This is a genomic window from Streptomyces sp. NPDC052301, from assembly GCF_044593395.1.
Taxonomy (GTDB): domain Bacteria; phylum Actinomycetota; class Actinomycetes; order Streptomycetales; family Streptomycetaceae; genus Streptomyces.
On the sequence record NZ_JBIUBE010000006.1, the window covers coordinates 120544 to 146757 of the forward strand.

The 26214-nt window shown below is 71.1% G+C and carries 19 protein-coding genes and 1 pseudogene; 12 read left to right on the forward strand and 8 right to left on the reverse strand.

Features of this window, described 5'->3' with window-relative positions; all coding sequences use genetic code 11:
- Nucleotides 1-254: 254 nt before the first annotated feature.
- A complete protein-coding gene (gene mfd / locus ACIHEJ_RS18255) occupies nucleotides 255-3788 on the reverse strand; it encodes a transcription-repair coupling factor (protein ID WP_400136412.1) in 3534 nt (1177 codons plus the stop codon).
- A gap of 127 nt (nucleotides 3789-3915) precedes the next feature.
- On the reverse strand, nucleotides 3916-4254 hold the full coding sequence (locus tag ACIHEJ_RS18260; protein WP_400136414.1) for a helix-turn-helix transcriptional regulator: 339 nt from the start codon (nucleotides 4252-4254) through the stop codon (nucleotides 3916-3918).
- Nucleotides 4255-4673: 419 nt separating this feature from the next.
- Between ACIHEJ_RS18260 and ACIHEJ_RS18265 the strand changes: the two genes are divergently transcribed.
- The gene (locus ACIHEJ_RS18265) at nucleotides 4674-5102 is read left to right on the forward strand and encodes a phospholipase A2 (RefSeq protein WP_400136416.1); all 429 of its coding nucleotides are present in this window, start codon (nucleotides 4674-4676) and stop codon (nucleotides 5100-5102) included.
- A gap of 129 nt (nucleotides 5103-5231) precedes the next feature.
- On the opposite strand, the gene ACIHEJ_RS18270 is transcribed toward ACIHEJ_RS18265, so the two are convergent.
- A complete protein-coding gene (locus ACIHEJ_RS18270; RefSeq protein ID WP_400136418.1) occupies nucleotides 5232-7808 on the reverse strand; it encodes an ABC transporter permease in 2577 nt (858 codons plus the stop codon).
- On the reverse strand, nucleotides 7805-8593 hold the full coding sequence (locus ACIHEJ_RS18275; RefSeq protein ID WP_400136420.1) for an ABC transporter ATP-binding protein: 789 nt from the start codon (nucleotides 8591-8593) through the stop codon (nucleotides 7805-7807). The genes ACIHEJ_RS18270 and ACIHEJ_RS18275 overlap by 4 nt, the downstream gene beginning before the upstream one ends.
- 443 nt (nucleotides 8594-9036) lie before the next feature.
- Between ACIHEJ_RS18275 and ACIHEJ_RS18280 the strand changes: the two genes are divergently transcribed.
- The 3 genes from ACIHEJ_RS18280 (at nucleotide 9037) to ACIHEJ_RS18290 (ending at nucleotide 12833) form a co-directional block, all read left to right on the forward strand.
- Nucleotides 9037-10533, forward strand: coding sequence for an MFS transporter (locus tag ACIHEJ_RS18280; RefSeq protein WP_400136423.1), 1497 nt, complete (start codon nucleotides 9037-9039; stop codon nucleotides 10531-10533).
- Nucleotides 10534-10713: 180 nt separating this feature from the next.
- Nucleotides 10714-11196, forward strand: coding sequence for a DUF485 domain-containing protein (locus tag ACIHEJ_RS18285; RefSeq protein WP_400136426.1), 483 nt, complete (start codon nucleotides 10714-10716; stop codon nucleotides 11194-11196).
- On the forward strand, nucleotides 11193-12833 hold the full coding sequence (locus ACIHEJ_RS18290) for a cation acetate symporter (RefSeq protein ID WP_400136429.1): 1641 nt from the start codon (nucleotides 11193-11195) through the stop codon (nucleotides 12831-12833). The genes ACIHEJ_RS18285 and ACIHEJ_RS18290 overlap by 4 nt, the downstream gene beginning before the upstream one ends.
- Before the next feature lie 24 nt (nucleotides 12834-12857).
- Here ACIHEJ_RS18290 and ACIHEJ_RS18295 read toward each other — a convergent pair whose 3' ends face one another.
- From ACIHEJ_RS18295 to ACIHEJ_RS18305, 3 genes are all read right to left on the reverse strand, one after another.
- On the reverse strand, nucleotides 12858-13748 hold the full coding sequence (locus tag ACIHEJ_RS18295; RefSeq protein ID WP_400136430.1) for a DivIVA domain-containing protein: 891 nt from the start codon (nucleotides 13746-13748) through the stop codon (nucleotides 12858-12860).
- Between the two features lie 326 nt (nucleotides 13749-14074).
- Complete coding sequence (locus ACIHEJ_RS18300) at nucleotides 14075-17149, reverse strand: SUKH-4 family immunity protein (RefSeq protein ID WP_400136433.1); 3075 nt, start codon at nucleotides 17147-17149, stop codon at nucleotides 14075-14077.
- Nucleotides 17150-17159: 10 nt separating this feature from the next.
- The gene (locus ACIHEJ_RS18305; RefSeq protein ID WP_400137479.1) at nucleotides 17160-18170 is read right to left on the reverse strand and encodes an SMI1/KNR4 family protein; all 1011 of its coding nucleotides are present in this window, start codon (nucleotides 18168-18170) and stop codon (nucleotides 17160-17162) included.
- A gap of 263 nt (nucleotides 18171-18433) precedes the next feature.
- Here ACIHEJ_RS18305 and ACIHEJ_RS18310 point away from each other — a divergent pair, with 263 nt between their 5' ends.
- Both ACIHEJ_RS18310 and ACIHEJ_RS18315 read left to right on the forward strand, forming a co-directional pair.
- The gene (locus ACIHEJ_RS18310; protein WP_400136435.1) at nucleotides 18434-18949 is read left to right on the forward strand and encodes a YwqJ-related putative deaminase; all 516 of its coding nucleotides are present in this window, start codon (nucleotides 18434-18436) and stop codon (nucleotides 18947-18949) included.
- A gap of 61 nt (nucleotides 18950-19010) precedes the next feature.
- Nucleotides 19011-19502, forward strand: a complete 492-nt coding sequence (locus ACIHEJ_RS18315) for an SUKH-3 domain-containing protein (RefSeq protein WP_400136437.1) — start codon at nucleotides 19011-19013, stop codon at nucleotides 19500-19502.
- A 24-nt stretch (nucleotides 19503-19526) separates the two neighbouring features.
- Here the strand turns inward: ACIHEJ_RS18315 and ACIHEJ_RS18320 are convergent, their stop codons facing one another.
- Nucleotides 19527-20828, reverse strand: coding sequence for a sensor histidine kinase (locus tag ACIHEJ_RS18320; protein ID WP_400136439.1), 1302 nt, complete (start codon nucleotides 20826-20828; stop codon nucleotides 19527-19529).
- A gap of 238 nt (nucleotides 20829-21066) precedes the next feature.
- Here ACIHEJ_RS18320 and ACIHEJ_RS18325 point away from each other — a divergent pair.
- The 6 genes and pseudogenes from ACIHEJ_RS18325 to ACIHEJ_RS18350 form a co-directional block, all read left to right on the forward strand.
- A pseudogene (locus ACIHEJ_RS18325) lies at nucleotides 21067-21351 on the forward strand (hypothetical protein); the annotation flags it as partial.
- 214 nt (nucleotides 21352-21565) lie between these two features.
- Nucleotides 21566-23014 (forward strand): bifunctional UDP-N-acetylglucosamine diphosphorylase/glucosamine-1-phosphate N-acetyltransferase GlmU, encoded by a 1449-nt coding sequence (gene glmU / locus ACIHEJ_RS18330; protein ID WP_400136441.1) that lies wholly within the window; start codon nucleotides 21566-21568, stop codon nucleotides 23012-23014.
- A 153-nt stretch (nucleotides 23015-23167) separates the two neighbouring features.
- The gene (locus tag ACIHEJ_RS18335) at nucleotides 23168-24148 is read left to right on the forward strand and encodes a ribose-phosphate diphosphokinase (protein ID WP_366010771.1); all 981 of its coding nucleotides are present in this window, start codon (nucleotides 23168-23170) and stop codon (nucleotides 24146-24148) included.
- A 211-nt stretch (nucleotides 24149-24359) separates the two neighbouring features.
- Nucleotides 24360-24956: a 50S ribosomal protein L25/general stress protein Ctc gene (locus ACIHEJ_RS18340; protein WP_400136445.1), complete on the forward strand. Its 597-nt coding sequence runs from the start codon at nucleotides 24360-24362 to the stop codon at nucleotides 24954-24956.
- Between the two features lie 72 nt (nucleotides 24957-25028).
- Entirely contained in the window at nucleotides 25029-25634 is a 606-nt protein-coding gene (pth, locus tag ACIHEJ_RS18345) for an aminoacyl-tRNA hydrolase (RefSeq protein WP_400136447.1), read from the forward strand.
- Between the two features lie 52 nt (nucleotides 25635-25686).
- Nucleotides 25687-26193: a hypothetical protein gene (locus ACIHEJ_RS18350; RefSeq protein WP_400136450.1), complete on the forward strand. Its 507-nt coding sequence runs from the start codon at nucleotides 25687-25689 to the stop codon at nucleotides 26191-26193.
- Nucleotides 26194-26214: the final 21 nt, after the last annotated feature.

Sequence of the window (26214 nt, forward strand, 5' to 3'; positions counted from 1 at the left end):
CCGCCTCCACGGTAACCGCCGTCTCCGGCCCAGCAGATGGGGCCTCATGCGAGCATTACGGGGCAAAGCGGGGCACGGCTGGGGGCATTCGGTGCTCGGCGAGGGGAGCGAGCGGGGCGGGCTGCTGCGCCCGCTCACTCCTTGCCGTGCACGCCGCTCGGACACGTCACTCGTTCACGTTGCTCGGACACGTCACTCGTTCACGTTGCTCGTACGCGCCCTCGTTCACGTTGCTCGTACGCGCCCCCGGGGGCTTACGAGCCCAGGACGGAGGCGAGGAACTCGCCGACCCAGCCCAGCAGTTCACGTCCGACCAGAGGCTTGCCGCCGACCTTCGCCGGCTTCGGCCGCGGGACGAGGAGCTGGTGCGCGGCCGGCTTGATGACCGTGCCCGGGTACAGGCGCTTGACGCGCAGTTCCTGCGACTCACGCAACTCCACCGGCGCGAAGCGGATGTTGGTGCCCTGGAGGACGATCTCGCCGACGCCGCACGCGCGCGCCAGCATGCGCAGCCCGGCCACCAGCAGCAGGTTCTCCACCGGCTCGGGCAGCTTGCCGTAGCGGTCGGTGAGCTCCTCGCGGACGGCCTTGATGTCCTCTTCCGAGTTGGCGGAGGCGATGGCCCGGTAGGCCTGCAGACGCAGCCGCTCGCCGGGCGCGTAGTCGTGCGGGACGTGCGCGTCGACCGGCAGCTCGATCTTGACCTCGAGGGGCTGCTCCTCCTCGATCTCGCCGGTCTCCAGCTGGCGCCGGTAGTCGGCGACGGCCTCGCCGACCATGCGGACGTACAGGTCGAAGCCGACGCCCGCGATGTGCCCGGACTGCTCGCCGCCGAGCAGGTTGCCCGCGCCGCGGATCTCCAGATCCTTCATCGCGACGTACATGCCGGCGCCCATCTCGGTGTGCTGGGCGATGGTGGCCAGACGCTCGTGCGCGGTCTCCGTCAGCGGCTTCTCCGGCGGGTAAAGGAAGTAGGCGTAACCGCGCTCGCGGCCCCGGCCGACCCGGCCGCGCAGCTGGTGCAGCTGGGACAGGCCGAAGTTGTCGCCGCGCTCCACGATCAGCGTGTTGGCGTTGGAGATGTCGATGCCGGACTCGACGATCGTGGTGGACACGAGCACGTCGAACTTCTTCTCCCAGAAGTCGACGACGACCTGCTCCAGCGCCGACTCCGACATCTGTCCGTGGGCCGTCGCGATGCGCGCCTCGGGGACGATCTCGCGCAGCCGGGCCGCCGCGCGGTCGATGGACTCGACGCGGTTGTGGATGTAGAAGACCTGGCCCTCGCGCAGCAGTTCGCGGCGGATGGCGGCGCCGATCTGCTTCTCCTCGTACGGCCCGACGAAGGTGAGCACCGGGTGGCGCTCCTCCGGAGGCGTGGTGATCGTGGACATCTCGCGGATGCCGGTGACCGCCATCTCCAGGGTGCGCGGGATCGGGGTGGCGGACATCGTCAGCACGTCGACGTTGGCGCGGAGCTTCTTCAGCTGCTCCTTGTGCTCGACGCCGAAGCGCTGCTCCTCGTCGACGATGACCAGGCCCAGGTCCTTGAACTTGGTCTCGGAGGAGAACAGGCGGTGGGTGCCGATGACGACGTCGACCGCGCCGTCCTTCAGGCCCTCCAGGACGGCCTTGGCCTCGGTGTCGGTCTGGAAACGGGACAGCGCCTTCACGCTCACCGGGAACTGCCCGTACCGCTCGGAGAACGTGCCGAAGTGCTGCTGCACCAGCAGGGTCGTGGGGACGAGGACGGCGACCTGCTTGCCGTCCTGTACCGCCTTGAAGGCGGCCCGTACGGCGATCTCGGTCTTGCCGTAGCCGACGTCGCCGCAGATCAGGCGGTCCATCGGGACCGACTTCTCCATGTCCTCCTTGACCTCGGCGATGGTGGTCAGCTGGTCGGGGGTCTCCGCGTAGGGGAAGGCGTCCTCCAGCTCGCGCTGCCAGGGGGTGTCGGAGCCGAAGGCGTGGCCGGGGGCGGCCATGCGGGCGCTGTAGAGCTTGATCAGGTCGGCGGCGATCTCCTTGACCGCCTTCTTGGCGCGCGCCTTGGTCTTCGTCCAGTCGGCGCCGCCCAGCCGGTGCAGGGTGGGGGCCTCGCCGCCGACGTACTTGGTGATCTGCTCCAGCTGGTCGGTCGGGATGTAGAGGCGGTCGCCGGGCTGGCCGCGCTTGGCGGGCGCGTACTCCACGACGAGGTACTCGCGGGTGGCGCCCTGCACGGTGCGCTGGACCATCTCGATGTAGCGGCCGACGCCGTGCTGTTCGTGGACGATGTAGTCGCCCGACTCCAGGGTGAGCGGGTCGATGGTCTTGCGGCGGCGGGCCGGCATCCGGGCGCCGTCGCGGGTGGCGGTGCGCTGGCCGGAGAGGTCGGTCTCGGTGAGCACGGCCAGCTTGAGCGCCGGGTCGACGAAGCCGTACTCGATGCAGCCGCAGGAGACGTGCACGACGGAGGGGCTCAGCTCGCCGAGGTCGGCGTCCAGGCGGGCCGCGATGCCCTCGTTGCCGAGCACCTCGACGGTGCGGGCGGCGGGGCCGTGCCCCTCGGTGACGAACACCGCGCGCCAGCCGTCGGCGAGCCAGCCCTTGGTGTCGGCGAGGGCCCGCGCGGTGTCGCCGCGGTAGGTCTCGGGCGCGTGCATGCCGAGCTTGAGGGTGTCCGCCTCCAGTTCGAGGTCGGCCGCGAACGGCGACACCGACCACCACATCATGTCCAGCTCGCGCGCGCGGTCGCGGACGTCGGCGATGGACCACAGGGAGGCGGCACCGACGTCGATCGGGGCCTCGCCGCCGCCGGCGGTGGCCGCCCAGGACGCCTGCAGGAACTCCTGGCTGGTGGCGACGAGGTCCGCGGCGCGGGTGCGGACCCGCTCCGGGTCGCAGACGACGGTCATCGCGCCCTTGGGCAGCACGTCGAGGAGCAGTTCCATGTCGTCGACCAGGACGGGGGCGAGGGACTCCATGCCCTCCACCGCGATGCCCTCGGCGATCTTGTTCAGGAGTTCGCCCAGCTCCGGGTGTGCCTCGGCGAGGGCACGTGCGCGGGCGCGGACGTCGTCCGTCAGCAGCAGCTCGCGGCACGGCGGTGCCCACAGGCCGTGCTCGGCGACCTCCAGGGAGCGCTGGTCGGCGACCTTGAAGTAGCGGATCTCCTCGATGTCGTCGCCCCAGAACTCGATGCGCAGGGGGTGTTCCTCGGTGGGCGGGAAGACGTCCAGGATGCCGCCGCGCACGGCGAACTCGCCGCGCTTCTCGACGAGCTCCACGCGCGCGTACGCCGCTGCCGCGAGGGCCTCCACGACATCGTTCAGGTCGGCGGTGCGGCCGGTTCTCAGGGACACCGGCTCCAGGTCGCCGAGGCCCTTGACCTGCGGCTGCAGCACGGACCGTACGGGGGCCACGACGATGGAGACCGGGCCGGTCTCGGGGTCGTCGGCGCTCGGGTGGGCGAGGCGGCGCAGGACGGCGAGGCGGCGGCCCACGGTGTCGCTGCGCGGGCTGAGCCGCTCGTGCGGCAGCGTCTCCCAGGAGGGGTACTCGACGACGCCCTCTTCGGGCAGCAGGGAGCGCAGGGCGGCGGCCAGGTCCTCGGCCTCGCGGCCCGTGGCGGTGACCGCGAGCACCGGGCGGCCGGCCTCGCGCGCCAGGGCGGCGAGCGCGAGGGGGCGGGCCGCCGGGGGGCCGACGAGGTCGACGTGCATGCGGTTGCCGTCCGCGGCCGCCGTGATCGCTTCCGCGAGGGCGGGGTCCTTGACGACGGCGTCGAGCAGACCGTGCAGGCTCATGAGGGCTTCCATCCCGTGGAGGGGCAACGCAAACCGCCCGACACGTCGCACGGGCCGGGGCTGCCAGCCTACGACGCCGACGGCGCCCGTGCCGCGCCGCCCGCTCGGCCGGTGCCCCTGGACGGTGTCACCGCTGGACCCTGTCACCGCCGTCGAAGCTGACGGTCACGCCGCGGCCCGGTTCGACCGCGACGAGCAGGGGCGAGCCGAAGGCCTGGGCGATCCGTTCCAGCAACGGAAATGCAGGCATACATTTCCCGTGTTCCAGCCGGGAAATCGCCGCCTGGGTTAGACCGGAAAGTTCCGCGAGCCGGCTCTGTGTCATTACGGTTCTTCCGCGCCGTTCGTGCACGGCTCGCCCCAGCGTTTTTTCCAGTCTTTCGTCCGGAATTCTCCTGCGCTCGGCGCGGCCAAGTCCCCCCCCCGTTGATGACGCACTGCCACTCCCGGATCGCTCGACATCCACGAACCTCGGAACACACGTACGCCCGGAGAGTAGCCGGAGTTCGGCCGCGGCCGACGTCCACTTGAGCAAGACCTGAGCTTCTCCTCATACCTGTCGACCGTCGCCTGGACCAGCCCGGCCCGGCGTATAGCGAGACTGGCATAAAGCGGCCTTGTTGAGAGATATAGCCAGGTCAGACGACCGGATCAATATATTCCGCATTTCTCGACGCACAGGTCGACAGGAAGTCGATTGCCCCTCCTGGCACGGACATGCCATCGTTGCGCCACCTCGACCGGAAAGGGAAAGCAACCTTGACCAAGTTGCGTGCCACATTGACCGGAATTGCCCTTTCGGGCGCTCTTCTCGCCACGGGGGCGGCGCCCGCTCTGGCGGATTCCGCGCCTACCGGGACCGTTTCCCACTCGGCGACCTCCGCCGTGAGCAAGGCGCAGAAGCTCGCCAAACTCAAGTCCCTCACCCTCGATTCAAACGCCTCGTCGCAGAAGTGGAGCGAAGCGCTCACTCTGCACCTTCAGCACAAGAAGGCGATCGAGCAGTACAAATTCAACTGGCACACGGATTACTGCACCTACTCTCCGGACACGCTGCCCGGCGGCTACACGTTCAAGTGGGGCTGCTACCGCCACGACTTCGGATACCGCAACTACAAGAGCCTCGTGGGCAACTACTACTTCAAGAGGGACCACAAGCTCCGCATCGACAAGGCCCTCCTGAGGGACCTGAAGGGTGCGTGCAACTGGAAGCCCTGGGCCGACCCGTACCCGCCGGCGCAGCGGAAGCAGCTGAAGAACGCCTGCCTCAAGACCGCTCAGAAGTACTACGACGCGGTTCGCGCCGCCGGCTGATCCACCGGGATCCACACCGCCGGCCGTGACCGGGGGCGAGCACGCGGACGGCGGGGCAGCGGAGTTGATCTCCGCGCCCCGCCGTTCCCCCGCGACCCCCGTACGCGGTGGTCGTCGGCCGTACGGCCGCTAGTCCGTCGCGATGGCGTTCAGCACGTTCATCCGCGCCGCCCGGAACGCCGGCACCAGGGCCGCGAGCAGGCCCACGAAGGCCGAGCCGACGAAGACCCCGGTGATCGTCGGCCAGGGGATCTCCAGGACCTTCATGCCCTCCAGGGCGAGGAGCTTCTGCGCGGTCGCGCCCCAGCCCATGCCCAGGCCGAGCCCCAGCAGCGCACCGAACACGGCGATGACCACCGACTCCAGCCTGATCATGCGGCGCATCTGGCGCCGGGAGAGGCCGAGGGCCCGCATGAGGCCGATCTCCCGGGTCCGCTCCACCACCGACAGTGCCAGGGTGTTGACCACGCCCAGGACCGCGACCACGATCGCGAGAGCGAGCAGGCCGTACACCATGTCGAGCAGCTGCCCGATCTGGTTGCGCAGGTCCTTCTTGTAGTCGGACCGGTCCATGACCGTCACCGACGGGTCCTCGGCCACCGCCTTCTTGAGCGCGGCATAGACCTGGTGCTCGTCACCGCTGTGCCCGGCGAGCACCCCGATGTCCAACGGCATCCGGCCCGCGGGGACGTACCTGCCGACCGTGGTGATGGCGGTGTACATCTTCCCCTTGTCGATCGAGGTGTCGTCCGAGGTCACGGCGGCCACCCGGAGCCGGGCGGCGTGTCCCCCGTCGAAGGCGACCTTCAGGGTGTCGCCGACCTTGACGCCGTTCTCGCGGGCGAAGTCCGACCCGACGGACATCGCGTCGCGCCCGTAGGCGGCGGACAGGCGGCCCGAGACGGTCGTGCGGCGCACGTCCTGCGGGTAGGCGGGGTCGGTGGCGAACAGTTTCTGCCGGTGGGTACTGCCGTTCGGCAGGGTCAGCTCGGCGGGCATCTCCCTGAGGCGGGAGAAGTGGGTGAGACCGGGAGTGTCCCGGACCGCCTCCACCGTCGCCGGCGTGAGGGGCTTGCTGCCGCCGTCCGCCTCGACGATGAAGTCGGCACCGACCGACTTGTCCAGCTCGTCGGTGGCCGAGGCCACCATCGAGGACCCCACGACCGACAGACAGGCCACCAGGGCCAGGCCGATCATCAGCGCCGCGCCGGTGGCGCCGGTGCGGCGCGGGTTGCGCAGCGCGTTGCGCTCGGCCATCCGGCCGACCGGACCGAAGATCCGCAGCATGACCGCGCCGAGGACGCGCACCAGGCCGGCGGCGAGCAGGGGGCCGACGGCGATGAAGCCGGTCAGGGTCAGCACCACGCCCAGGCCCAGCCACGCCGAGCCGTCCTTGGCCTGGTCGGTGGTGGCGGCGAGGTGCAGACTCCAGCCGCCGGCACCGGTCAGGACCAGGCCGATCAGGACCCGCACGACACCTGACCTCGCGTCGGCGGGGGTGCCCGCGTCGCGCAGGGCGGCCATCGGCGAGATCTTGCCGGCACGCCGGGCCGGCAGATAGGCCGCCAGGACGGTGACGACCACGCCGAGGAGCAGACCGAGGGCCGGGGTGGTCCAGGCGACGGTCAGATCGTCGGTGGACAGATGCATGCCCATGGTGCCCATGAGCTTCATCAGGCCGACCGCGATGCCGACCCCCGCGCCGACACCGAGGGCGGACCCGATCACGCCGAGCAGCAGTGCCTCGACGAGCACGGACCGGTTGACCTGCTTGCGGGAGGAGCCGATGGCGCGCATCAGGCCGATCTCGCGGGTGCGCTGGGCGACCAGCATGGAGAAGGTGTTGACGATCAGGAAGATGCCCACGAGGAAGGCGATCCCGGCGAAGCCGAGCATCGCGTACTTCATGACGTTCAGGAAGCTCTGGACGCTCTTCTGGTTGGCGTCGGCGACCTCCTTGGCGGTCTGCACCTTGTAGCCGTGGCCGAGGGCGGCGGTGACGTTCTCCTTCAGCCGCGCGTCGGTCACGCCGGGGGCGGCGGTGACGTTCACGTCGGTGTAGACGCCGGTCCTGCCGATCAGGGTCTGCTGGGCGGTCTTCGTGTCCAGGTAGAAGACCGCCGCGCCGGGGTTGGTGACCTTGAAGGCGGCGATGCCGGACACGCGCGCGTGGTGCGTGCCGACGACCGAGATCATGCCGATCTCGGAGCCGATCTTCAGGTGGTGCTTGTCGGCGGTGTCCTCGTCGACCATGACCTGGTCCGGGCCCTTGGGCGCCGTACCGGTGGTGATCTCCATGGTGCGGGCGTCGTTGCCGTTCCAGCTGCCGACGATGGTGGGCGCGCCGCTGCTCGGCGACAGCTTGTCCTTCTTGGCGTCGACGACGGTCACCGAGGTGGAGAACACCGTGCCCTCGGCCTTGCGCACGCCCCGCGCCCCGCGGACCTCGCCGAGGACGGAGGCCGGCATGACCGGCGGCTTGCCGGTGCGGGAGGTGGTCTGGCCGGTGTCGGAGGCGCCCTTGGCGCTGACCGTCACGTCCGAGGCGGTGGCCTGGAACAGCTTGTCGAAGGTGGTGTTCATCGTGTCGGTGAACACGAGGGTGCCGCACACGAAGGCGACGGACAGCAGGACCGCGATCGCCGAGAGCGCCATGCGGCCCTTGTGCGCGAAGAAATTGCGCATCGAGGTCTTCAGCACGGTCATGAGGTGCGCCCCCGGGCATCGAAGTCCTTCATGCGGTCCAGGACCTGATCGGCCGTCGGGTTGTACATCTCGTCGACGATGCGGCCGTCTGCGAGGTAGAGCACGCGGTCGGCGTACGAGGCGGCCACCGGGTCGTGCGTGACCATCACGATGGTCTGGCCGAGGTCGTCGACCGAGCGGCGCAGGAAGCCCAGCACCTCCGCACCCGCGCGCGAGTCGAGGTTTCCGGTCGGCTCGTCCCCGAAGATGATCTCCGGCCGGGCGGCGAGGGCACGGGCCACGGCGACGCGCTGCTGCTGGCCGCCGGAGAGCTGGGTCGGCCGGTGCTTGAGGCGTCCGGCGAGCCCGACGGTCTCCACCACCCGGTCCAGCCACTCCCGGTCCGGCTTACGACCCGCGATGTCCATGGGCAGCGTGATGTTCTCGATCGCGTTCAGCGTCGGCAGCAGGTTGAACGCCTGGAAGATGAAGCCGATCCGGTCCCGGCGCAGCTGGGTGAGCTTCTTGTCCTTCAGGCCGGTGATCTCGGTCTCGTCCAGGTGGATCTGACCGCCGGTCACGGTGTCGAGGCCGGCGAGGCAGTGCATCAGCGTGGACTTGCCGGACCCCGAGGGGCCCATGATGGCGGTGAACTGACCACGCATGATGTCCACGTCGACGTGGTCCAGGGCGACGACACGGGTCTCGCCGGAGCCGTACGCCTTCACGACCTGCCGCGCCCGCGCGGCAACGGCCGTACGCCCTCCAGTGCCCCCGTGCCTGGGAATGGTCACAGCCGAAGTCACGGTATGTCTCCTATGTCGGTTGGCAAGTCGTGGATGTCGCCCCGGTGTGCCGGGGTGTCGTCCTGGGTACGTCGATGAGTCTCGCGGCCGGCGGGGGTGCCGCGCGCTGGTGCGGAGCCCCCTCTTTCCGGGGGGAAAACCCCACCCCGCCGGTTCCGGCAGCCGCCCCCTGCGGCGTGAAGCCAGGTTAGGGAGCGCACCCGGCCCGGCTCGTCCTCCGCCGGGACGAACCCTCCCCGAGCCGTAGTACGGAGACACCCCCAGGGGAGGTCCACCCCGGGGTGGAGCCGTTCTCGGGGCCGGCTCCACCCCCGGGTGCGGACAGCCTCCACCCTCCCGTCGCGTCAGGTGCAAGCAGGCGCCGCGTGACAAGCTGTCGTACCGGACATGCATGCAAGGGGCACGGGCAGCTGCCGGCGGTGGGGACGGGGAGGGGATTTCCGGTGGGAAGTACGACACCCGCGATACGCAACGGGACCGCGCAAGGCACCGGGCCCCGCCGGCGGGGCGCGGTCGTCGCCGCCCTGATGCTCGCCATGGCGCTGGCGGCGCTGGACGCCACCATCGTCTCCACCGCCGTACCGCAGATCGTCGGCGACCTCGGCGGGTTCTCCGTCTTCTCCTGGCTGTTCTCCGGCTATCTGCTCGCCGTCACGGTCACCCTCCCCGTCTACGGCAAGCTCTCCGACACCTTCGGCCGCAAGCCGGTACTGGTGGTGGGCGCGTTCGTGTTCCTGCTGGGCTCGCTGCTGTGCGCGGTGGCCTGGAACATGGGCGCGCTGATCGCGTTCCGGATCGTGCAGGGTCTCGGCGGCGGGGCGCTGCAGGGGACGGTGCAGACGCTGGCCGCGGATCTGTATCCGCTCTCGGAGCGCCCGAAGATCCAGGCCAGGCTGTCCACGGTGTGGGCGGTGTCGGCGGTGGCCGGTCCGGGGCTCGGCGGGGTGCTCGCCGCGTACGCCGACTGGCGCTGGATCTTCCTGGTCAACCTGCCGATCGGCGCCGCCGCCCTGTGGCTGGTCGTCCGTCATCTGCACGAGCCCGTGCGGGAGCGCACGGCACGCACGCGCGTGGACTGGGCCGGCGCGCTCGCGGTGTTCGCGTGCGGCGGGGTGCTGCTGACCGCGCTGGTGCAGGGCGGGGTGGCCTGGCCGTGGCTGTCGGCGCCGTCGCTGGCCCTGTTCGGTGCGGGACTGGCGCTGGCCGGTGTCGTGGTGTGGGTGGAGCTGCGGGCCGCGGAGCCGATCATCCCGGGCTGGGTGTGGCGGCGCCGGACGAACGCGGCGGTCAATCTGGCGCTCGGCGCGCTGGGGCTGCTGATGGTGGCGCCGAGCGTGTTCCTGCCGACCTACGCGCAGTCGGTGCTCGGACTCGCGCCCGCGGCCGCCGGGCTGGTGCTGTGCGTGTGGACGCTGACCTGGTCGGGGTCGGCTGCGCTCAGCCAGCACGTCTACCGGCGCATCGGCTTCCGGGACACCGCGCTGATCGGCATCGGGTCGGGGGCCCTGGTCCTGCTGGCCTTCCCTTTCCTGCCGTATCCCGGGTCCTGGTGGCAGCCGATGCTGCTGATGCTGGCGCTGGGCGGGGCGCTCGGCCTGTTCCAGCTGCCGCTGATCATCGGGGTGCAGTCGACGGTGGGCTGGTCGGAGCGGGGCACCACGACCGCGTCCGTCCTGTTCTGCCGGCAGACCGGCCAGACCCTGGGCGCGGCCCTGTTCGGCGCCGTCGCCAACGGCGTCCTGGCCGCGCGGCTGGGCGGCGCGGGCGATCTGGACTCCGTCACGCGCGCGTTGGACGCCGGTACGGCCCCGGAGGCGACCCGGCGCGCCATCGCGGACGCCGTGCACGCGGTGTACCTCGGCGCGGCCGGCGCGGCGGCACTGGCGTTCCTGGTGCTGCTGCTGGTGGCGCCCCGCCGGTTCCCGGTGCTCGACGAATAGCCCCCGGCCGACGCCGGTACCCCCGCGGGGAGACACACCGCCCGCGCAGTAAGCGCATACCGACCGGCCAGTTCGGTGAAAACACCACGCGATCCGAGAGTCGCGAGTAGCGTGCGTGGCTCCGCTCCCCCCTCCCTGCGGTCCGCCGCCACGGACCCGAGCCACGCAAGGAGCCCCGGGATGTCCTACGACACACCGCACCCGTCGTACGAACCACGCCCGAACCACAGCCCGCAACACCGGTCGTACGAACCGCGCCCGGCCTACGATCCGCCGCACCCGCCGTCCCTCACCTACCCCTGGCAGCCCGCGCCCCCCGAACCGCCCCGGACCCGCCCCCGGCCCTCCCGCGAACCCGTCGGCCACCACAGCGACCTGCGCGTGCTGCGCAGCGCCTACCGCTGGCAGCGGCGCACCGCCACGCTCACCGCGCTCGGCTACTTCACCCTCTTCCTCGTCCTGTCCGCCGCCGCGCCCGACTTCATGACCCGCACGGTCGCCGACGGCATCCCCGCAGGCCTGCTGCTCGCCCTGCTCCAACTCCCCGTCACCTGGCTGGCGATCGCCCTGTACGAGCACACCGCGCGCCGGCACGTCGACCCGCTCGCCGACCGCATCCGCAAGCAGGCCGAACTGGACGCGCGCCGAGGAGCGATGCGATGACCGGCACCGCGAGCTCCCCCGCCGTCCCCGCCTTCACCGGCTTCAGCGGCTCGGCCGAGACCATGTCCCTGGTCGCCTTCTCCACCGTCGCCACGGTGACCCTGCTGCTGTGCGTGATGACCGGCCCCGACCGTGACGACCTCGACGAGTTCTACACCGGCTACGGCTCCCTGTCCCCGCTGCGCAACGGCCTGGCCATCGCCGGCGACTACATCTCCGCGGCCACCGTCCTCGGCACCGGCGGGGTGATCGCCCTGTGCGGCTACGACGGGATCGTCCTCGCCCTCAGCACGGCACTGTCCCTGATGCTGCTGATGTTCCTGCTGGCCGAACCGCTGCGCAACGCGGGCCGGTTCACCATGGGCGACGCCCTCGCCCGCCGGCTGCCCGGCCGTTGCGTGCGCATCACCACCTGCGCCGTCACGATCGCCGCACTGCTGCCGCTGATGCTGGTCCAACTGGCCGGCACCGGGCAGTTGATGGCGTTCATCCTGGGCTTCACCAACGAGTCGCTGAAGACCGGCTGCGTCGTCGGACTCGGCGCCCTGATGATCGCCTACGCGGCCATCGGCGGCATGAAGGGCACCGCGCTCATCCAGATCCTGAAGATCGTGATGCTGGTCGGCTCCGGCGCCGTGGTCGCCGTACTGATCCTGCACCGCTTCGACTGGGACCCGGGTGCCCTGTTCACCGCCGCCTCCCGCAACAGCGGCGCGGGACCGGCCTTCCTGCACTCCGGGCTGGAGTTCGGCACCTCCGGCAGGTCCCGCCTCGACATGGTCGCCTCCGAGCTGACCGTCGTGCTCGGCGGCGCCTGTCTGCCGCACATCACCATGCGCACCTACACCGCCTCCAGCGCCCGCCAGGTGCGCCGCTCGATGTCCTGGGCGGTGTCCATCGTCGCCCTGTTCGTGCTGGTCATCACGGTGGTGGGTTTCGGCGCCACGGCGCTGGTCGGCCGTACGGCGATCGCCGCCGCCGACCCGCAGGGCAACACCGCCTACCTGCTGGGCTCCCGGGCGGTGTTCGGCACCGACGTGTCGACGGCGGAGACGTTCCTGTTCACCATGGTCACCACCGCGATCTTCCTGACCCTGCTCGCCTCGGTGGCCGGGATGATCCTCGCCTGCGCCAACTCCCTGGCCCACGACGTGTTCGCGGCCCGCGTGCAGGAGATGCCGGCCCGCCGCGAGATGGCCCTGGCCCGTCTCTCGGCGCTCGCCACAGGCGTCCCGACGATCCTGCTGGCCACCCTGGTGCAGCACCACAGCCTGCAGCCGCTGGTGACGCTCTCCTTCTGCCTGGGCGCCTCCGCCCTCGCGCCCGCCCTGGTCTACGGCCTCTTCTGGCGCCGCTACACCCGCGGCGGGCTGCTGGCCACGCTGATCGGCGGCACGCTGACCGTGCTGCTGCTCATGCCGGGCACCAACCTCGTCTCCGGCTCACCCGTCTCGGCCTTCCCGGGCGCCGACTTCAACTGGTTCCCGTTCACCACCACCGGGATCGTGTCCATCCCGGCCGGCTTCTTCTTCGGCTGGCTGGGCACGGTGGTGTCGGGCCGGGCGAAGGCGGAACGGCAGCGGCACCAGTACGAGGCGGTGGAGGGATGGATCCTGGCGGGCGCGGTGCGCAGGTGACGCCCCACACGGGCCGTACCGGGGCTACTCCAGGGCCGCCGCCCTGCCCGTCAGCGAGATGAGGCTGTCGCGCACGGAGTCCATGTGGGCCTGGACGCTCTCCCAGGTCTCACTGTGCGCGCACAGCACCCGCTCGGTCTCCCGGGCGATGCACTCCTCGCGCACGCGCGCGTCGGCGACGATCTCGGCGGCACGCGCGTGCGCCTCCTCCTGACCGCGGCGCGCGGACTCCCTGGCCTCCTCCAGGGCCCGCTCGGCGTCCGACAGGGCGGCCTCGGCCCGGCTCGTCCGCTCGGCGTACCCGGCGTCCGAGGCGGCCGCCGTCTCGGCCTCCTCGCGCTCGGCCGCGGCCCAGCGCTCGGTGTGTTCGCGGGACTGCTCGGCGAGCATGCCGGTGGTGCGCTGCCGTACCTCGCGCAACGCGCCGAGGGCCTCCCCGCGGCCCTGCTTCACCTCGCGCCGGGCACCGATGCGGAGGTCGTCGGCCTGGGCGCGGGCGGCGAGGAGCAGCTGGCGGGCGCGTTCGTCGGCTTCCACGCGCAGCGCGTCCGCCGCCTCCTGGGCCGTCCGGCGCAGGTTCTCGGCGTACGCCTCGGCCTGCGCGACCTGCTCGATCGCCGCCCGCCGCGTGCCCTCGGTGAGGTCCGCCGCCTCCTGCACCACGAGCTGGAAGACGCGCCGCGCACGCTCCCCCAGGGTCTCGTACTCCTGCGGCGCGAGCCGGGCGACGGCCTCGCGCAGCCGTACGACCTCCGCCTCCATGTCCTTGGCGAGCACCGTCAGACGGGCGGCGCGCTCCCACGCGGCGTCCCGGTCCTGGGACAGCGCCTCCAGGTAGGCGTCGACCTGGTCGGGGCGGTAGCCGCGCCCCCGGACCGTCGCGAAGTCGTGCGGCGGCATCGATGCGCTGCTCACCCTGGGAACCCCTCTCCACCGGACCTACACGACAGGATGATTTCGCGCACATCTTGATGGATCGGACGTAACCGCTCATAACGCGACACTCCGCTGTCACGTCACGGTCGAGACATTGCACCTCGCGATCGGTGTGGCGGCGAAGGCAGCCTCCGGCGCCTCTGCCACACGGGTGATCCTCATGGGTGGTCCCCCGGGGCGGCGGCCTGCTGCGAACGGACACCTCCTTCGGCCGGAAAGGCATCCGGAAAGACATCCGGAAACGCATCGTGCCCTTCACGCAGGCGCGTGAAGGGCACGATGTGCTCACACAGGTCCGGCCCGCCCTACAGCAGCCCGTCCCACATCTGCTCCAGCAGCACCGACCACCAGCTCTCCGGCGAACCGAGCGCCGCCGGGTCCAGCGCGGCCAGCTGCGCCTGGAAGTCGACGGTCCAGCGGCCCGCCTGCTCCTGGTTCAACCCGAACCTCAGACGCCACATCCGGCCCAGCAGCGCCAGGCAGCGCGCGAACTCCGGCAGCCCCGTGTTCACGAACTGCGGCGGCACCGGCGCCCCGCCCGGCCCCGCCTCCACCGGCACGGCCACGATGTTCGCCGTCCCGTACTGCACGCAGAGCGCCTTGCCGAAGTCGGAGCCCATCACCAGGTACGAGCCCGCGTCCGCCGCCGGCTGCACCCCGCGCTCGGCCGCCAGCTCCGCCAGCGTCGGCACCGGACGCCCCGGCTGGGCCTGCGCCCAGAAGAACGGCCCCATGTCCGTCGGCAGGCCGGCCACCACCAGCGTGTGCGCCACCACCGGCGGCACACCCTGCCGGGACACCGCCTGCTGCTCGAACCGGAAGACCCCCGGCCCGAACGCGGCCGCCAGCTCCTGCGCGATGCCCTCCGGCGGGATCGGCGGCGCCGCCTGCACCGGCGGCAACGGCGCCCGCACCGGCGCCGGCCGCGCGGGACCGTCCGCCACCTGGTGCAACTCGCCCTGGTGCGCCAGCAACTGCTGCATGCCCTGCTGCCGGCTCGCATGGTCCGTGCCGTACGGCGCGATGCTCGCGATCCGCGCCTGCGGCCACTGCTCCCGGATCATCCGCGCGCAGTAGGCACCGGGCAGCTCACACGACTCCAGCTCCGTGTGCAGCTCCAGCACCTGGTCCGGCGGCACGTTCATCGTCCGCAGCTCATGGAAGATCTGCCACTCCGGGTGCGGCGTACCCGGCGCCGAACGCCGGATCAGCTGCTGCTCCGAGCCGTCCTGCGCGCGATAGCGCAGCACGGCCTGATATCCCGGACCGACCGTCGGCTGCCCCTGCTGCGGATACCCGTACGCCGGGGGCTGCCCGGGCATCGGCCCCCCTGGCGGCGGCATCGCACCCGGCGGCACGGCGCCGGGCGGCGGCATCGCACCGGGCGGCACGGCGCCGGGCGGTGGCATCGCACCGGGCGGCATCGGCTGCGGGACGCCCGGAGCACCCGGGGCCATGCCCGGTGCTCCCGGCATGCCCGGAGCACCCGGAACGGGCGGCGGCGGGGGCGGGGGCGGGGGCGCCCCCGGCCCGGCCACCGGAGGCGCGGCCAGCACGGTCTCCGCGTGATGCACGGCCCCACGCCCGCCACCGGGGACACCGGGCCCGTCGGGCACACCGGGGCCGCCAGGGGCCCCCGGGAACTGCGGAGCGCCCGGGGCGGGGGGCATGGGGGCACCAGGTGCTCCGGGAGCCGGGGGCACGGGCGGGGCGCCCGGAGTCACGGGGGCGCCGGGCGGGCTGGGCATGCCCGGAGCGCTCGGCGGGACCTGCGCGCCCGGAGCACCCGGAGCACCCGGAGCACCCGGAGCACCCGGAGCGGCAGGAACACCCGGAGCGGCAGGAACACCCGGAGCACCGGGAGCACCCGGCACTCCCTGAGCCCCTGGGCCGCCCGGACCGCCCGGAGCCTGAGGCGCGCCACCGCCCAGCAGGCTGGGATCCGCCAGCACCGTGGCGGCAGGGTGCACGTTGCCCGGAGGCGTACCGCCCGGGGCGCCAGGGGGCGCGGCAGGCGGGTTCGGCGCACCCGGAGCACCCGGAACGCCCTGACCTTCGGGTCCCTCGGGCCCGAGCGCCGACACCAACTGCGTCGGCACGTACCCACCCGCAGGCGCACCCGGTGCACCCGGCACGGGCGGCGGTGTCGCACTCCCCGGGCGCGCACCCGGCATGCCAGGAGCGCCCGGCGGCGGCGGAGGCGCACCGACGCCACCACGCGCCTTCTTCGGGGGCGGCGCCGCCTTGCTCGTGGCGGCATCCGCGATGTCCCCGGCGTTCGGCGCGAGCCGCCGCCCGGAGACGTCCGGACCGCCCGGAGGCTGCGGCGCGTTCGGCGCACCACCCGGAGCCTGCGGATAGCCGTACCCCGCAGCGCCCGGCCCCTGCGGGTAGCCGTACGACCGGTCGCCCGGAGGCGGCGGCGGGGGCGTGCCGCCCTGCGGAGCCCCCGGCACGGGCGGAGTCCCGGGCGCGACCTGGTGGCCGTACGACGGCGCGCCCGGAGGCGGCGGAGGCGTACTCCCCTGCGGAACGGGCGCCCCCGGCACCCCGGAGACACCACCCGGAACCGGCGGGCCGGCCTGCGCGCCCGGCGCGTTCGAAGGGTCGAGCGCCGGGGCGACCGCCGTCGGCGGCAGCTGGCTGCCCCCCGAGATCAACGCCGTCTTCGCGTCCGGCGCGGCCACCGGAGGCCGCGGGACGTCGTCGCCCGAGTCGCTCAGCGGCGGCGCGAACACCGTCGCCGGCAGCGGCACGGAACGGTCCTCCTCGCCGACCTCCGCATTCGTGTCGGTACCCGCCCAGGGCGTCGCCCCCTCGGGCACGTCCACCGGAGCAGGCGCGGGCACGTCCACCGGAGCAGGCGCCCCGGCCTGCGTCTCCGCCAGCCCGCCCCCGAAGGCCGCAGCACCAGCCGCAGAACCAGCATCAGCACCCGAGGCACCGGCACCCGAAGCACCGGCACCCGAGCCACCAGCCCCGGAAGCCGCCGGCCGCTCACCGATCCCCAGCTTGTCCGCCGCCTCCTGCAACCACTCCGGAGGAGTCAGCAGGAACGACGTCTGATTCAAGTCCACCCGAGCCGCCGCGGGCGACGGAACCGCGTCCTGCGGCTCCTCGGCACGGCCGTACTCCTCCTCGTACCGGCGGATCACCTCACCCACCGGCAGCCCCGGCCACAGCGTCGCCTCACCGCTGTCCCGGGCGATCACCAGCCGCTGGGCACCCGCGTCCGACCGCGGCCCCTCCGCCCGGTCCTCGCCCCACACGACGAAACCCAGCTCGAACTCCCGCACCCGCACCTCACGATGCTGATACGCGGGCACGTCACCGTTGATCCACTCCTCGGCACGCTCCTGCGCCTGCGCGTACGTCACCATCGCCTGAAGCTCACTCCCCCACCGGGCCGGAAGACGCCGAGCCGGAAGACACCGGGACGACATGCGCGAAACCGCCGTCCACCATCAGATTCGCCACCGTCTCCAACTCCGGCGGGTTGCCCGCCAGCCGGGACAGGAAGCCATCGAAGTCGTCACCGCACGGCAGCAACAACCGCTCCACCCGCTCCGCCGCCGACCACGACGGATCCACGTCCCGCACATCGTCGTACGCACAGAACCACACCGAACCGACCCGCTCGCCCTTCACCTTCACCGCGAGCAGCCCGCCCTGCACGAACGCGACACCCAGGTAGTCCTTCGTCAGATGGTCGCGCAGACACTTGTTGACGTACACCAGGTCATTGACCGCCGCCTCGTCCCGCACCGTGAAGAACGGCTGGTCCACCAGCAGCCCCAACTCGGCGTCCAGCGCCGTACCCACCGGCGCACAACCACCCGCCGCCTTCAGGAACGAGCGGTACGCCCCCGGAAGCCGATACCCCAGATCCTCCTCGACGCCCTGCACCTGCGCCTCCGACACCGCCACACCCGACTTCGGCAGCCCGAAATGCGCCGGCCGCGTCTCCTGCAACGGCCGCGTCCCCCGCTTGGCATGATCCACCCGCGTCGTGGCCACCCCGCCGTGATGCCGCAGCAACGCCTTCACCTCGACCGGCACCAACTCCAGCCGCCGCGTCCCCACCACGTGATGCCACGTCCAACCGTGCGGCGTCGCCACATCCGGCACCGTGTCCCAGAGCTCGTGCTCCTCGGCCGCCAGCGCCGCGTTCGCCGACACGTAGTCCGTCAGCCGCAACTCGTCGACCCCGAACCCCTCCGGCGGCTCGGCGATCTCCACCGCCACGCGCGCGTACGGCGAGAAATCCGGGTAACCATGCTCATCGACCCGTACCCCTCTCGGGTGACGAGCCGCCCGGACCGGATCCGGGAAGTGCACGACCTGCCCGGCGTAGGCCGCGTTCGGCGGCGCGGCTTGCTGCCCGAGCCGACCTGTCGTCATGGCGGTTGCCCCCTGCGGCGTCATCTCTGGCCTGAACGGCGGTGTCGATCGCGAACGGCGACAGCCTATGCGGTACGCGCACCCCGGTCACCGGCCCACCGCAACCCCGCGGACACCACCCCTCCACTTCCGTGACCAGCCGTCAGCCCACCGTGACCACCCACACCCGCCCGGGCGTGTCGCACCGCCCCAGCTTCCGCACCAGCCACGGCATTTGGCACCCTGTGTCCTTCGAGGGGATGCCCGGGGAGGGGAAAACAATCATGAACGCCTTGCAGACCGGAGGTGCCGACATGCGGGCCGGCGACCCCCGCATCGGCTGGAGCGGCACCGACACACCCCCCGCCCCCACCCTCCGGCACCGCCGCGACGGCATCCTGCCCACCATCGCCGCCGCCCTCTCCGTCCGCGGCGCCACTCTCACCGGCACCGCCGCCCGCGGCGACCGGCCCCCCACCCTCCACCCCCTCGTCCAGGACTTCCTCGACACCCTCACCAGCACCCAACGCGACCGCTTCACCGGCCGCTGCGCCGAGACCATCCTCATCTCCCGCCACATCACCGCAGCCGACAACGCCCGCAGCAAACGCGCCGCCCGCAAACCCATGACCAACGGCGAAGCACGCAAAGCCCTCAAACAAGCCAAACTCACCGCCCGCCGCATACGCGAGGACGGCGACCCCCTCCACGGCAGCTTCGCCGCCCCCTGCCGCGCCTGCACCGCCCTCACCGCCCACTTCGGCGTCCGCATCGTCGACCCGACGGCAACCGACGGCTGAGAACCACCGTCAACCCCAGTACCACCCGCACCACACCGCCGGCACGACGAACGAAGGGCAGATGCACCCCGACCGCACCACCACCCGCTTCCCCGTCCCCGTCGACGCCGCCCTCCGCGCCGCCGGCTGGCAACCCGGACGCTGGGACATAAAACAAGCCGAGATCTGGGCGGACACCCTCCGCGACCACACCTCACCCGCCGGACACCGGCACACCGTCTTCCCCGCCGCCGTCGAGGCCTGGGCCGAATTCGGCGGCCTCCACATCACCCCCACCGGCACCGGCCGCCAGATCGCCCCCGCCACCCTCCACCTCGACCCCCTCCACGGCCTCCACCACGCCCGCACCCTCGGCGACCTCGGCCGCGCCCTCGGCACCGAACTCAGCCCCCTCGGCGAAGAGACCGACACCACCGCCCTCCTCGCCATCGACACCGAAGGCCGCGTCTACACCATCGACCACACCGGCGACTGGTACGCAGGCCCCGACATCGACCACGCCCTCGCCACTCTCGTCACCGGCATCCAGCCCGCACGCCTCACCGCAGGCTGACCCCACCACCCCGACACAGGGCCACTACACCGCCGGAATCACCGCCGACACCCGGAAACCACCCGCATCCGTCGGCCCCGACACGAACACCCCACCCAGCGCCACGACCCGCTCCCGCATCCCCACCAGGCCGTTCCCACCCGACGGCAACCCCGCCGCCGACGCCGACCCCGGCTCCGGCGGCGGCTCGTTCTCCACCTGCATCGCGATCTCCGACACCCGATGCGCCAACCGCACATGCGTCTTCGCACCCGCCGCATGCTTGTGGACGTTCGTCAACGCCTCCTGCACCACCCGGTACGCCGTCTGCTCCACCTCCGCCGCATACGACCGCACCTCCCCCTCCACCGACAGATCCACGACCATCCCCGCGGCCGCCGACTGCCCGATCAACTCCTCCAGCTCCCCCAGCCACGGCCCGTCCTCCACCGCCACCCGCGACGCCGCCGCAACAGCAGCCTCCCGCACCGCCGCCAACGACACCCCCGCCGCACGCCGGCCCACGTCCTCCCCCGCCCGCAACACCCCGAGCATCTCGCGCAGCTCGGTCAACGCCTGCCGCCCCATGTCCCCCACCAGAGCAGCGTTCCTGACCGCCTTCTCCGGATCCTTCCGCGCCACCGCCTGCAACGCCGCCGCATGCACCACCATGAGACTCACCCGGTGAGCCACCACGTCATGCATCTCCCGCGCGATCCGCGTCCGCTCCTCGTTACGCGCCCACTCCGCCCGCTCCTCCGCCCGCTCCGCTAGCAACTGGAGCTCCCGCTCCAGCGAATCCGCCCGCTCGCGCAAACTCTCCATCAACCGACGCCGCGCCCCCACGTACAGCCCCAGCAACACCGGCGGAGCCGTCAGCCCCAACGCCGTCGTCACCGCCGCGAACGGCACGAACCAGTCACCGAGCGTCAGATCGCCCCGCGCCATGTCCTGCCGCACCCGCACGAACGTCACCACCGCCGTCCCCAGCAACGACATCCCCGCCAGCGCACCGATCACCCGCCGCGGCAGCTCGCACGCCGCCAGCGTGTACAGGCCGACGACGCCCAGCAGGAACCCCATCTCGGCAGGCGTGATCGCGATGGCGACGAGCACGACCGCGATCGGCCACTTCCGCCGCACCAACAGCACCGAACCGGCGATCACCCCGAACGCGACCCCGAACCACACCGGGATCCCGGCGTCCCGGGCGAACGGAACCCCCTCCGCACCGCACTCCACGGCGGACACCAGCGCGAGACACCCGTCGAACACCGCACTGCGCCACCTGTCCCACCACCAAGGCCCGCTCAGGGCCCTGGCGTGCTCTTCCCCCGTCGTGGTCATGCCTCCAGCCTACGGGCGGCCCCCATGCCTTTTCCGGCGACTTTCGCCGACCTCCACACACCACGCCCCGCAACCGAACGACCTCGAAACCCACCGGTATCCCTCGAACTGGTGAAGCCTTCCCGTTCGATCACGGAACACGGCATTCCACCCGGACGCGCCTCCGGCAGATCCGGGACGAGCTGAAGATCTTCAACAACGACCCGTGAGCTACGCCTCCAGGGCTGGCCCTACGACCAACCTTCTCGGGGTGGAGCGCAAGCGCCTGCGCTGCACCGTCACGATCCACGAGAACGCAAACGTGGCGGGTGCCGAGGAGTACTCGGCAGCCCTCGTCGGCGCCGACGCGTCAGTCTTCAACACGACGACCCTGAAGAAGCACAACCCCAAGACGATCCGCAAGAACACCGGCGACAACTACCGCGGGTGCCTCGTGATCAAAGTCCTGAAAGGCGCCGACTTGTACCGTCGCATCGAAGGCTCTTGGTACGGCATAGTGTTGGGTGCCGACTCGGCGATCTAACCGAATGTCCGGTTTAGTCGAGTTTCATCCCCCATGGTGTAATCAGGCAGCACTGAGGGTTTTGGTCCCTTAAGTTCAGGTTCAAATCCTGATGGGGGAGCTGCTCACATACGGGCCCTGACTCCCCGGTCAGGGCCCGCACTCATACCCCCCGAAACCTCCCCCGGTATCCTGCGGCTGTCACCCCCACCACCCACAGCCGAAGGGCAACCCCGTGAGCGCCATCCGCCCGGCAGCCGTCGTCGTTCTCGCAGCGGGTGAGGGCACCCGTATGAAGTCGGCGACACCCAAGGTCCTGCACGAGATCTGCGGCCGTTCCCTCGTCGGTCATGTACTGGCCGCCGCCCGTGAGTTGGACCCGCAGAACCTGGTCGTGGTCGTGGGCCACGCCCGTGAGCAGGTCACCGCGCACCTCGCCGAGATCGACCCGGAGACCCGGACCGCCGTGCAGGCGCAGCAGAAGGGGACCGGGCACGCGGTGCGGATGGGTCTGGAGGAGCTGGGCGGGGCCGTGGAGGGGACCGTGGTGGTCGTCTGCGGTGACACCCCGCTGCTGACCGCCGAGACGCTGAAGCGGCTCGCGGGGACCCATGCCGCCGACGGCAACGCGGTGACGGTGCTGACGGCCGAGGTTCCGGACGCGACGGGTTACGGCCGGATCGTGCGGGACGAGGCGTCGGGTGCCGTGACGGCGATCGTGGAGCACAAGGACGCGTCGGATGCGCAGCGGTCCATCCGGGAGATCAACAGCGGTGTGTTCGCGTTCGACGGCCGGCTGCTGGCGGAGGCGCTGAAGCAGGTGCGGACGGACAACAGTCAGGGTGAGGAGTACCTGACGGACGTGCTCGGGATTCTGCGGGCGGCCGGGCACCGGGTGGGTGCGTCGGTGGCGGGTGATCACCGGGAGATCGCGGGGATCAACAACCGGGTGCAGTTGGCCGAGGCGCGCCGGATTCTCAACGACCGGTTGCTGACGGCGGCGATGCTGGAGGGGGTCACGGTCGTGGACCCGGCTTCGACGTGGGTGGACGTGACCGTGTCGTTCGAGCGGGACGCGGTGGTGCACCCGAACACGTTGCTGACGGGGTCGACGCAGGTCGGTGAGGGCGCCGAGGTGGGTCCGAACAGCCGGCTGCGGGACACGCGGGTCGGTGCGGGGGCGCGGGTGGACAACACGGTGTCGGAGGGGGCCGTGGTGGGTCCGGGGGCGTCGGTGGGGCCGTACGCGTATCTGCGTCCTGGTACACGTCTGGGGGCGAAGGGCAAGATCGGGACGTACGTGGAGACGAAGAACGCGAAGATCGGTGAGGGTACGAAGGTGCCTCATCTGTCGTACGTCGGTGATGCGACGATCGGTGAGTACTCGAACATCGGTGCGGCGAGTGTGTTCGTGAACTACGACGGTCAGGACAAGCACCACACCACGGTCGGGTCACATTGCCGGACGGGTTCGGACAACATGTTTGTGGCTCCTGTCACGGTCGGGGACGGCGCTTACACCGCTGCCGGCTCTGTGATCACTAAGGATGTGCCGCCTGGTTCGCTGGCTGTGGCCCGTGGTCAGCAGCGGAATATCGAGGGTTGGGTGGCACGGAAGCGTCCGGGCAGTGCTGCGGCGAAGGCGGCCGAGGCGGCGTCCGGGCGGGGTGAGCGCGAGGACTGACGGGAAACGGGTGCGCCAAACACGGCGTACCGTGATAAGTGCACATCCGCACGCGTGCACCCGCACCCTTACCAGCTGATACGGCCTCTCATGCCCAGCCGAGAGGTCGCCGAGCAGCCGGCTGGCTGAGACAACCTCTGAGGAGACAGTGCTGTGACCGGGATCAAGACGACCGGCGAGAAGAAGTTGATGTTCTTCTCCGGCCGCGCCCACCCCGAGCTTGCCGAGGAGGTCGCCCAGCAGCTGGGTGTCGGGGTCGTCCCGACGAAGGCCTTCGACTTCGCGAACGGTGAGATCTACGTCCGTTACCAGGAGTCGGCGCGTGGTGCGGACTGCTTCGTGATCCAGAGCCACACGGCTCCGATCAACCAGTGGATCATGGAGCAGCTGATCATGATCGACGCGCTGAAGCGTGCGTCGGCCCGTTCCATCACGGTGATCGTGCCGTTCTACGGTTACGCGCGGCAGGACAAGAAGCACCGGGGTCGTGAACCGATTTCGGCGCGTCTGATCGCGGACCTGATGAAGACGGCGGGTGCGGACCGGATCCTGACCGTGGATCTGCACACGGACCAGATCCAGGGTTTCTTCGACGGTCCTGTGGACCACCTGTTCGCGCTGCCGCTGCTCGCGGATTACGTGGGCGAGAAGGTGGACCGGAACAAGCTGACGGTGGTGTCGCCGGACGCGGGTCGGGTGCGGGTGGCGGACCGGTGGTGTGACCGGCTCGGTGCGCCGCTGGCCATCGTGCACAAGCGGCGGGACAAGGACGTGGCGAACCAGGTGACCGTCCACGAGGTGGTGGGTGAGGTCAAGGGGCGCGTGTGTGTGCTGGTGGACGACATGATCGACACCGGTGGGACGATCTGTGCGGCTGCTGACGCGCTGTTCGCGCACGGTGCGGAGGACGTCATCGTGACGGCGACGCACGGTGTGCTGTCGGGGCCTGCTGCGGACCGGCTGAAGAACTCGCGGGTGAGTGAGTTCGTGTTCACGAACACGCTGCCGACGCCGGGTGAGCTGGCGGCGGATCTGGACAAGATCAAGGTGCTGTCGATCGCTCCGACGATCGCGAGTGCGGTGCGTGAGGTCTTCGAGGATGGTTCGGTGACCAGCCTCTTCGACGAGCAGTGAGGTTTCTGCACCGCCTTCGGCGCCCCCTCCGCGTGAGGTAGCCGTAGATCCTTTTGGTACGGCCTCCCCCTCCGAGTAGACTGCTTCAGTTGCTCGGCGAGGGAGGCCGTACTCGTGTGTACGGCGGTCCGTTATCGACGCGCTCTTCGTAGCAGGCCGTTCGTGGCCGGGTGACCACGTCCGTTCCCAGTTCCTACGAGGAGTGATCCACATGTCCGAGGTGAAGCTCGCCGCCGAGACCCGTACCGAGTTCGGCAAGGGTGCGGCCCGTCGCATCCGCCGTGACAACAAGGTTCCGGTCGTTCTCTACGGCCACGGCACCGACCCGGTGCACCTGACCCTGCCGGGTCACGAGCTGCTGCTGGCGCTGCGTACGCCGAACGTCCTGATCTCCCTGGACATCGACGGCAAGAGCAACGAGCTGGCGATCCCGAAGGCCGTTCAGCGCGACCCGCTGAAGGGCTTCCTGGAGCACGTCGACCTGCTGCTGGTCAAGCGTGGCGAGAAGGTCACGGTCGAGATCCCGGTCCACACCGAGGGCGAGCTGGCCCCGGGTGGCAACCTGCTCGAGCACGTCCTGAACGCGCTGCCGGTCGAGGCCGAGGCCACGCACATCCCCGAGGCCGTCACGGTCTCCGTCGAGGGCCTGGCGGCCGGTGCCTCCATCCACGCCAAGGACATCAAGCTCCCGGGCGGCGTGACCCTGGCCGTCGAGGAGGACGCCGTCGTCCTGCAGGTCCTGGCCGCGCAGGCCGAGGAGACCGAGGGTGAGGAGGCCGCCGAGGGCGAAGAGGTCGCCGAGGCCTGATCCTCGCCGTCATCATCTGTTCAGCCGCCGCTTCCCCCGCGGGGAGCGGCGGCTGGCGCGCATCAAGGAGACATGGACGTGAGCACCCCTGTCAGCACTGATCCCTGGCTGATTGTCGGGCTCGGGAATCCCGGGCCGGAGTACGCCATGAACCGGCACAACGTCGGATTCATGGTGGTGGACCTGCTGGCGGAGCGGATCGGGGGGAACTTCAAGCGGGCGGGCAAGGCGCAGGCGCAGGTGCTGGAGGGGCGGATCGGTCCGGCGGGGCCGGCGAACCGCCGGGTGGTGCTGGCCAAGCCGATGTCGTACATGAATCTGTCCGGTGGTCCGGTGAACGCGCTGAAGGACTTCTACAAGGTGCCGGTGGCGAACGTGGTGGCGGTGCACGACGAGCTGGACATCGACTACGGGGTGCTGCGTCTGAAGCTGGGTGGCGGGGACAACGGCCACAACGGTCTGAAGTCGATGACGAAGGCGATGGGCTCCGACTATCACCGGGTGCGGTTCGGGATCGGCCGGCCTCCGGGTCGTATGCAGGTGGCGGACTTCGTGCTGAGGGACTTCGCGTCGGCGGAGCGCAAGGAGCTGGACTACTTCGTGGACCGTGCGGCGGATGCGGTGGAGTGTCTGGTGATCGAGGGGCTGGAGCGGGCGCAGGGCGCGTACAACTCCTGACATGTAGTTCTACGGCGGACAGGCGAGTTGACCCGTCGTGGGGGTTTGGCCAATGATCCCGGCCATGCCTGCCTCAGCCAGCTCAGCTCGCCAGGCGTCCGTGTCCGCGTTGCGGTTCGGGCGGGTCTCGGTGATGGGTGTCCTCGCCGCGCTGATTCTCTTCGCGGGGGTGTGGGGCTCCTGGGGGACCGCGCAGCACGTGATGCTGACCAAGGGGCGTGAGCAGGGCACGGTGAGGGTGACCGCCTGTTCGGGCGACACGTGCAGTGGGCCGTTCGCGCCGGCGTCGGCGGGGGCGCGGGCGCACGCGCGTGTGGAGCTGGCGGAGTCCGTGGCGGTGCGCAAGGGGCGGACGTACGACGTCGTCCTGAAGCCCGGGACTGCTGACGCGCTGCGTTCGGGCCCGGCCGGGATCCTGTACGCCTGGGTGCCGTTGGGTGGGGCGTTGCTCCTGGCGTCGGTGGTGGTGGCGGGCGGGATGCGGCTGACGCGGGTGGCGTGGGTGCTGGGGCTGTCGGGTGTGGCCCTGCTGACGTCGGCGTTCCTGGCGGTGCAGTAGTTCCTCGACGACAAGAGGGTG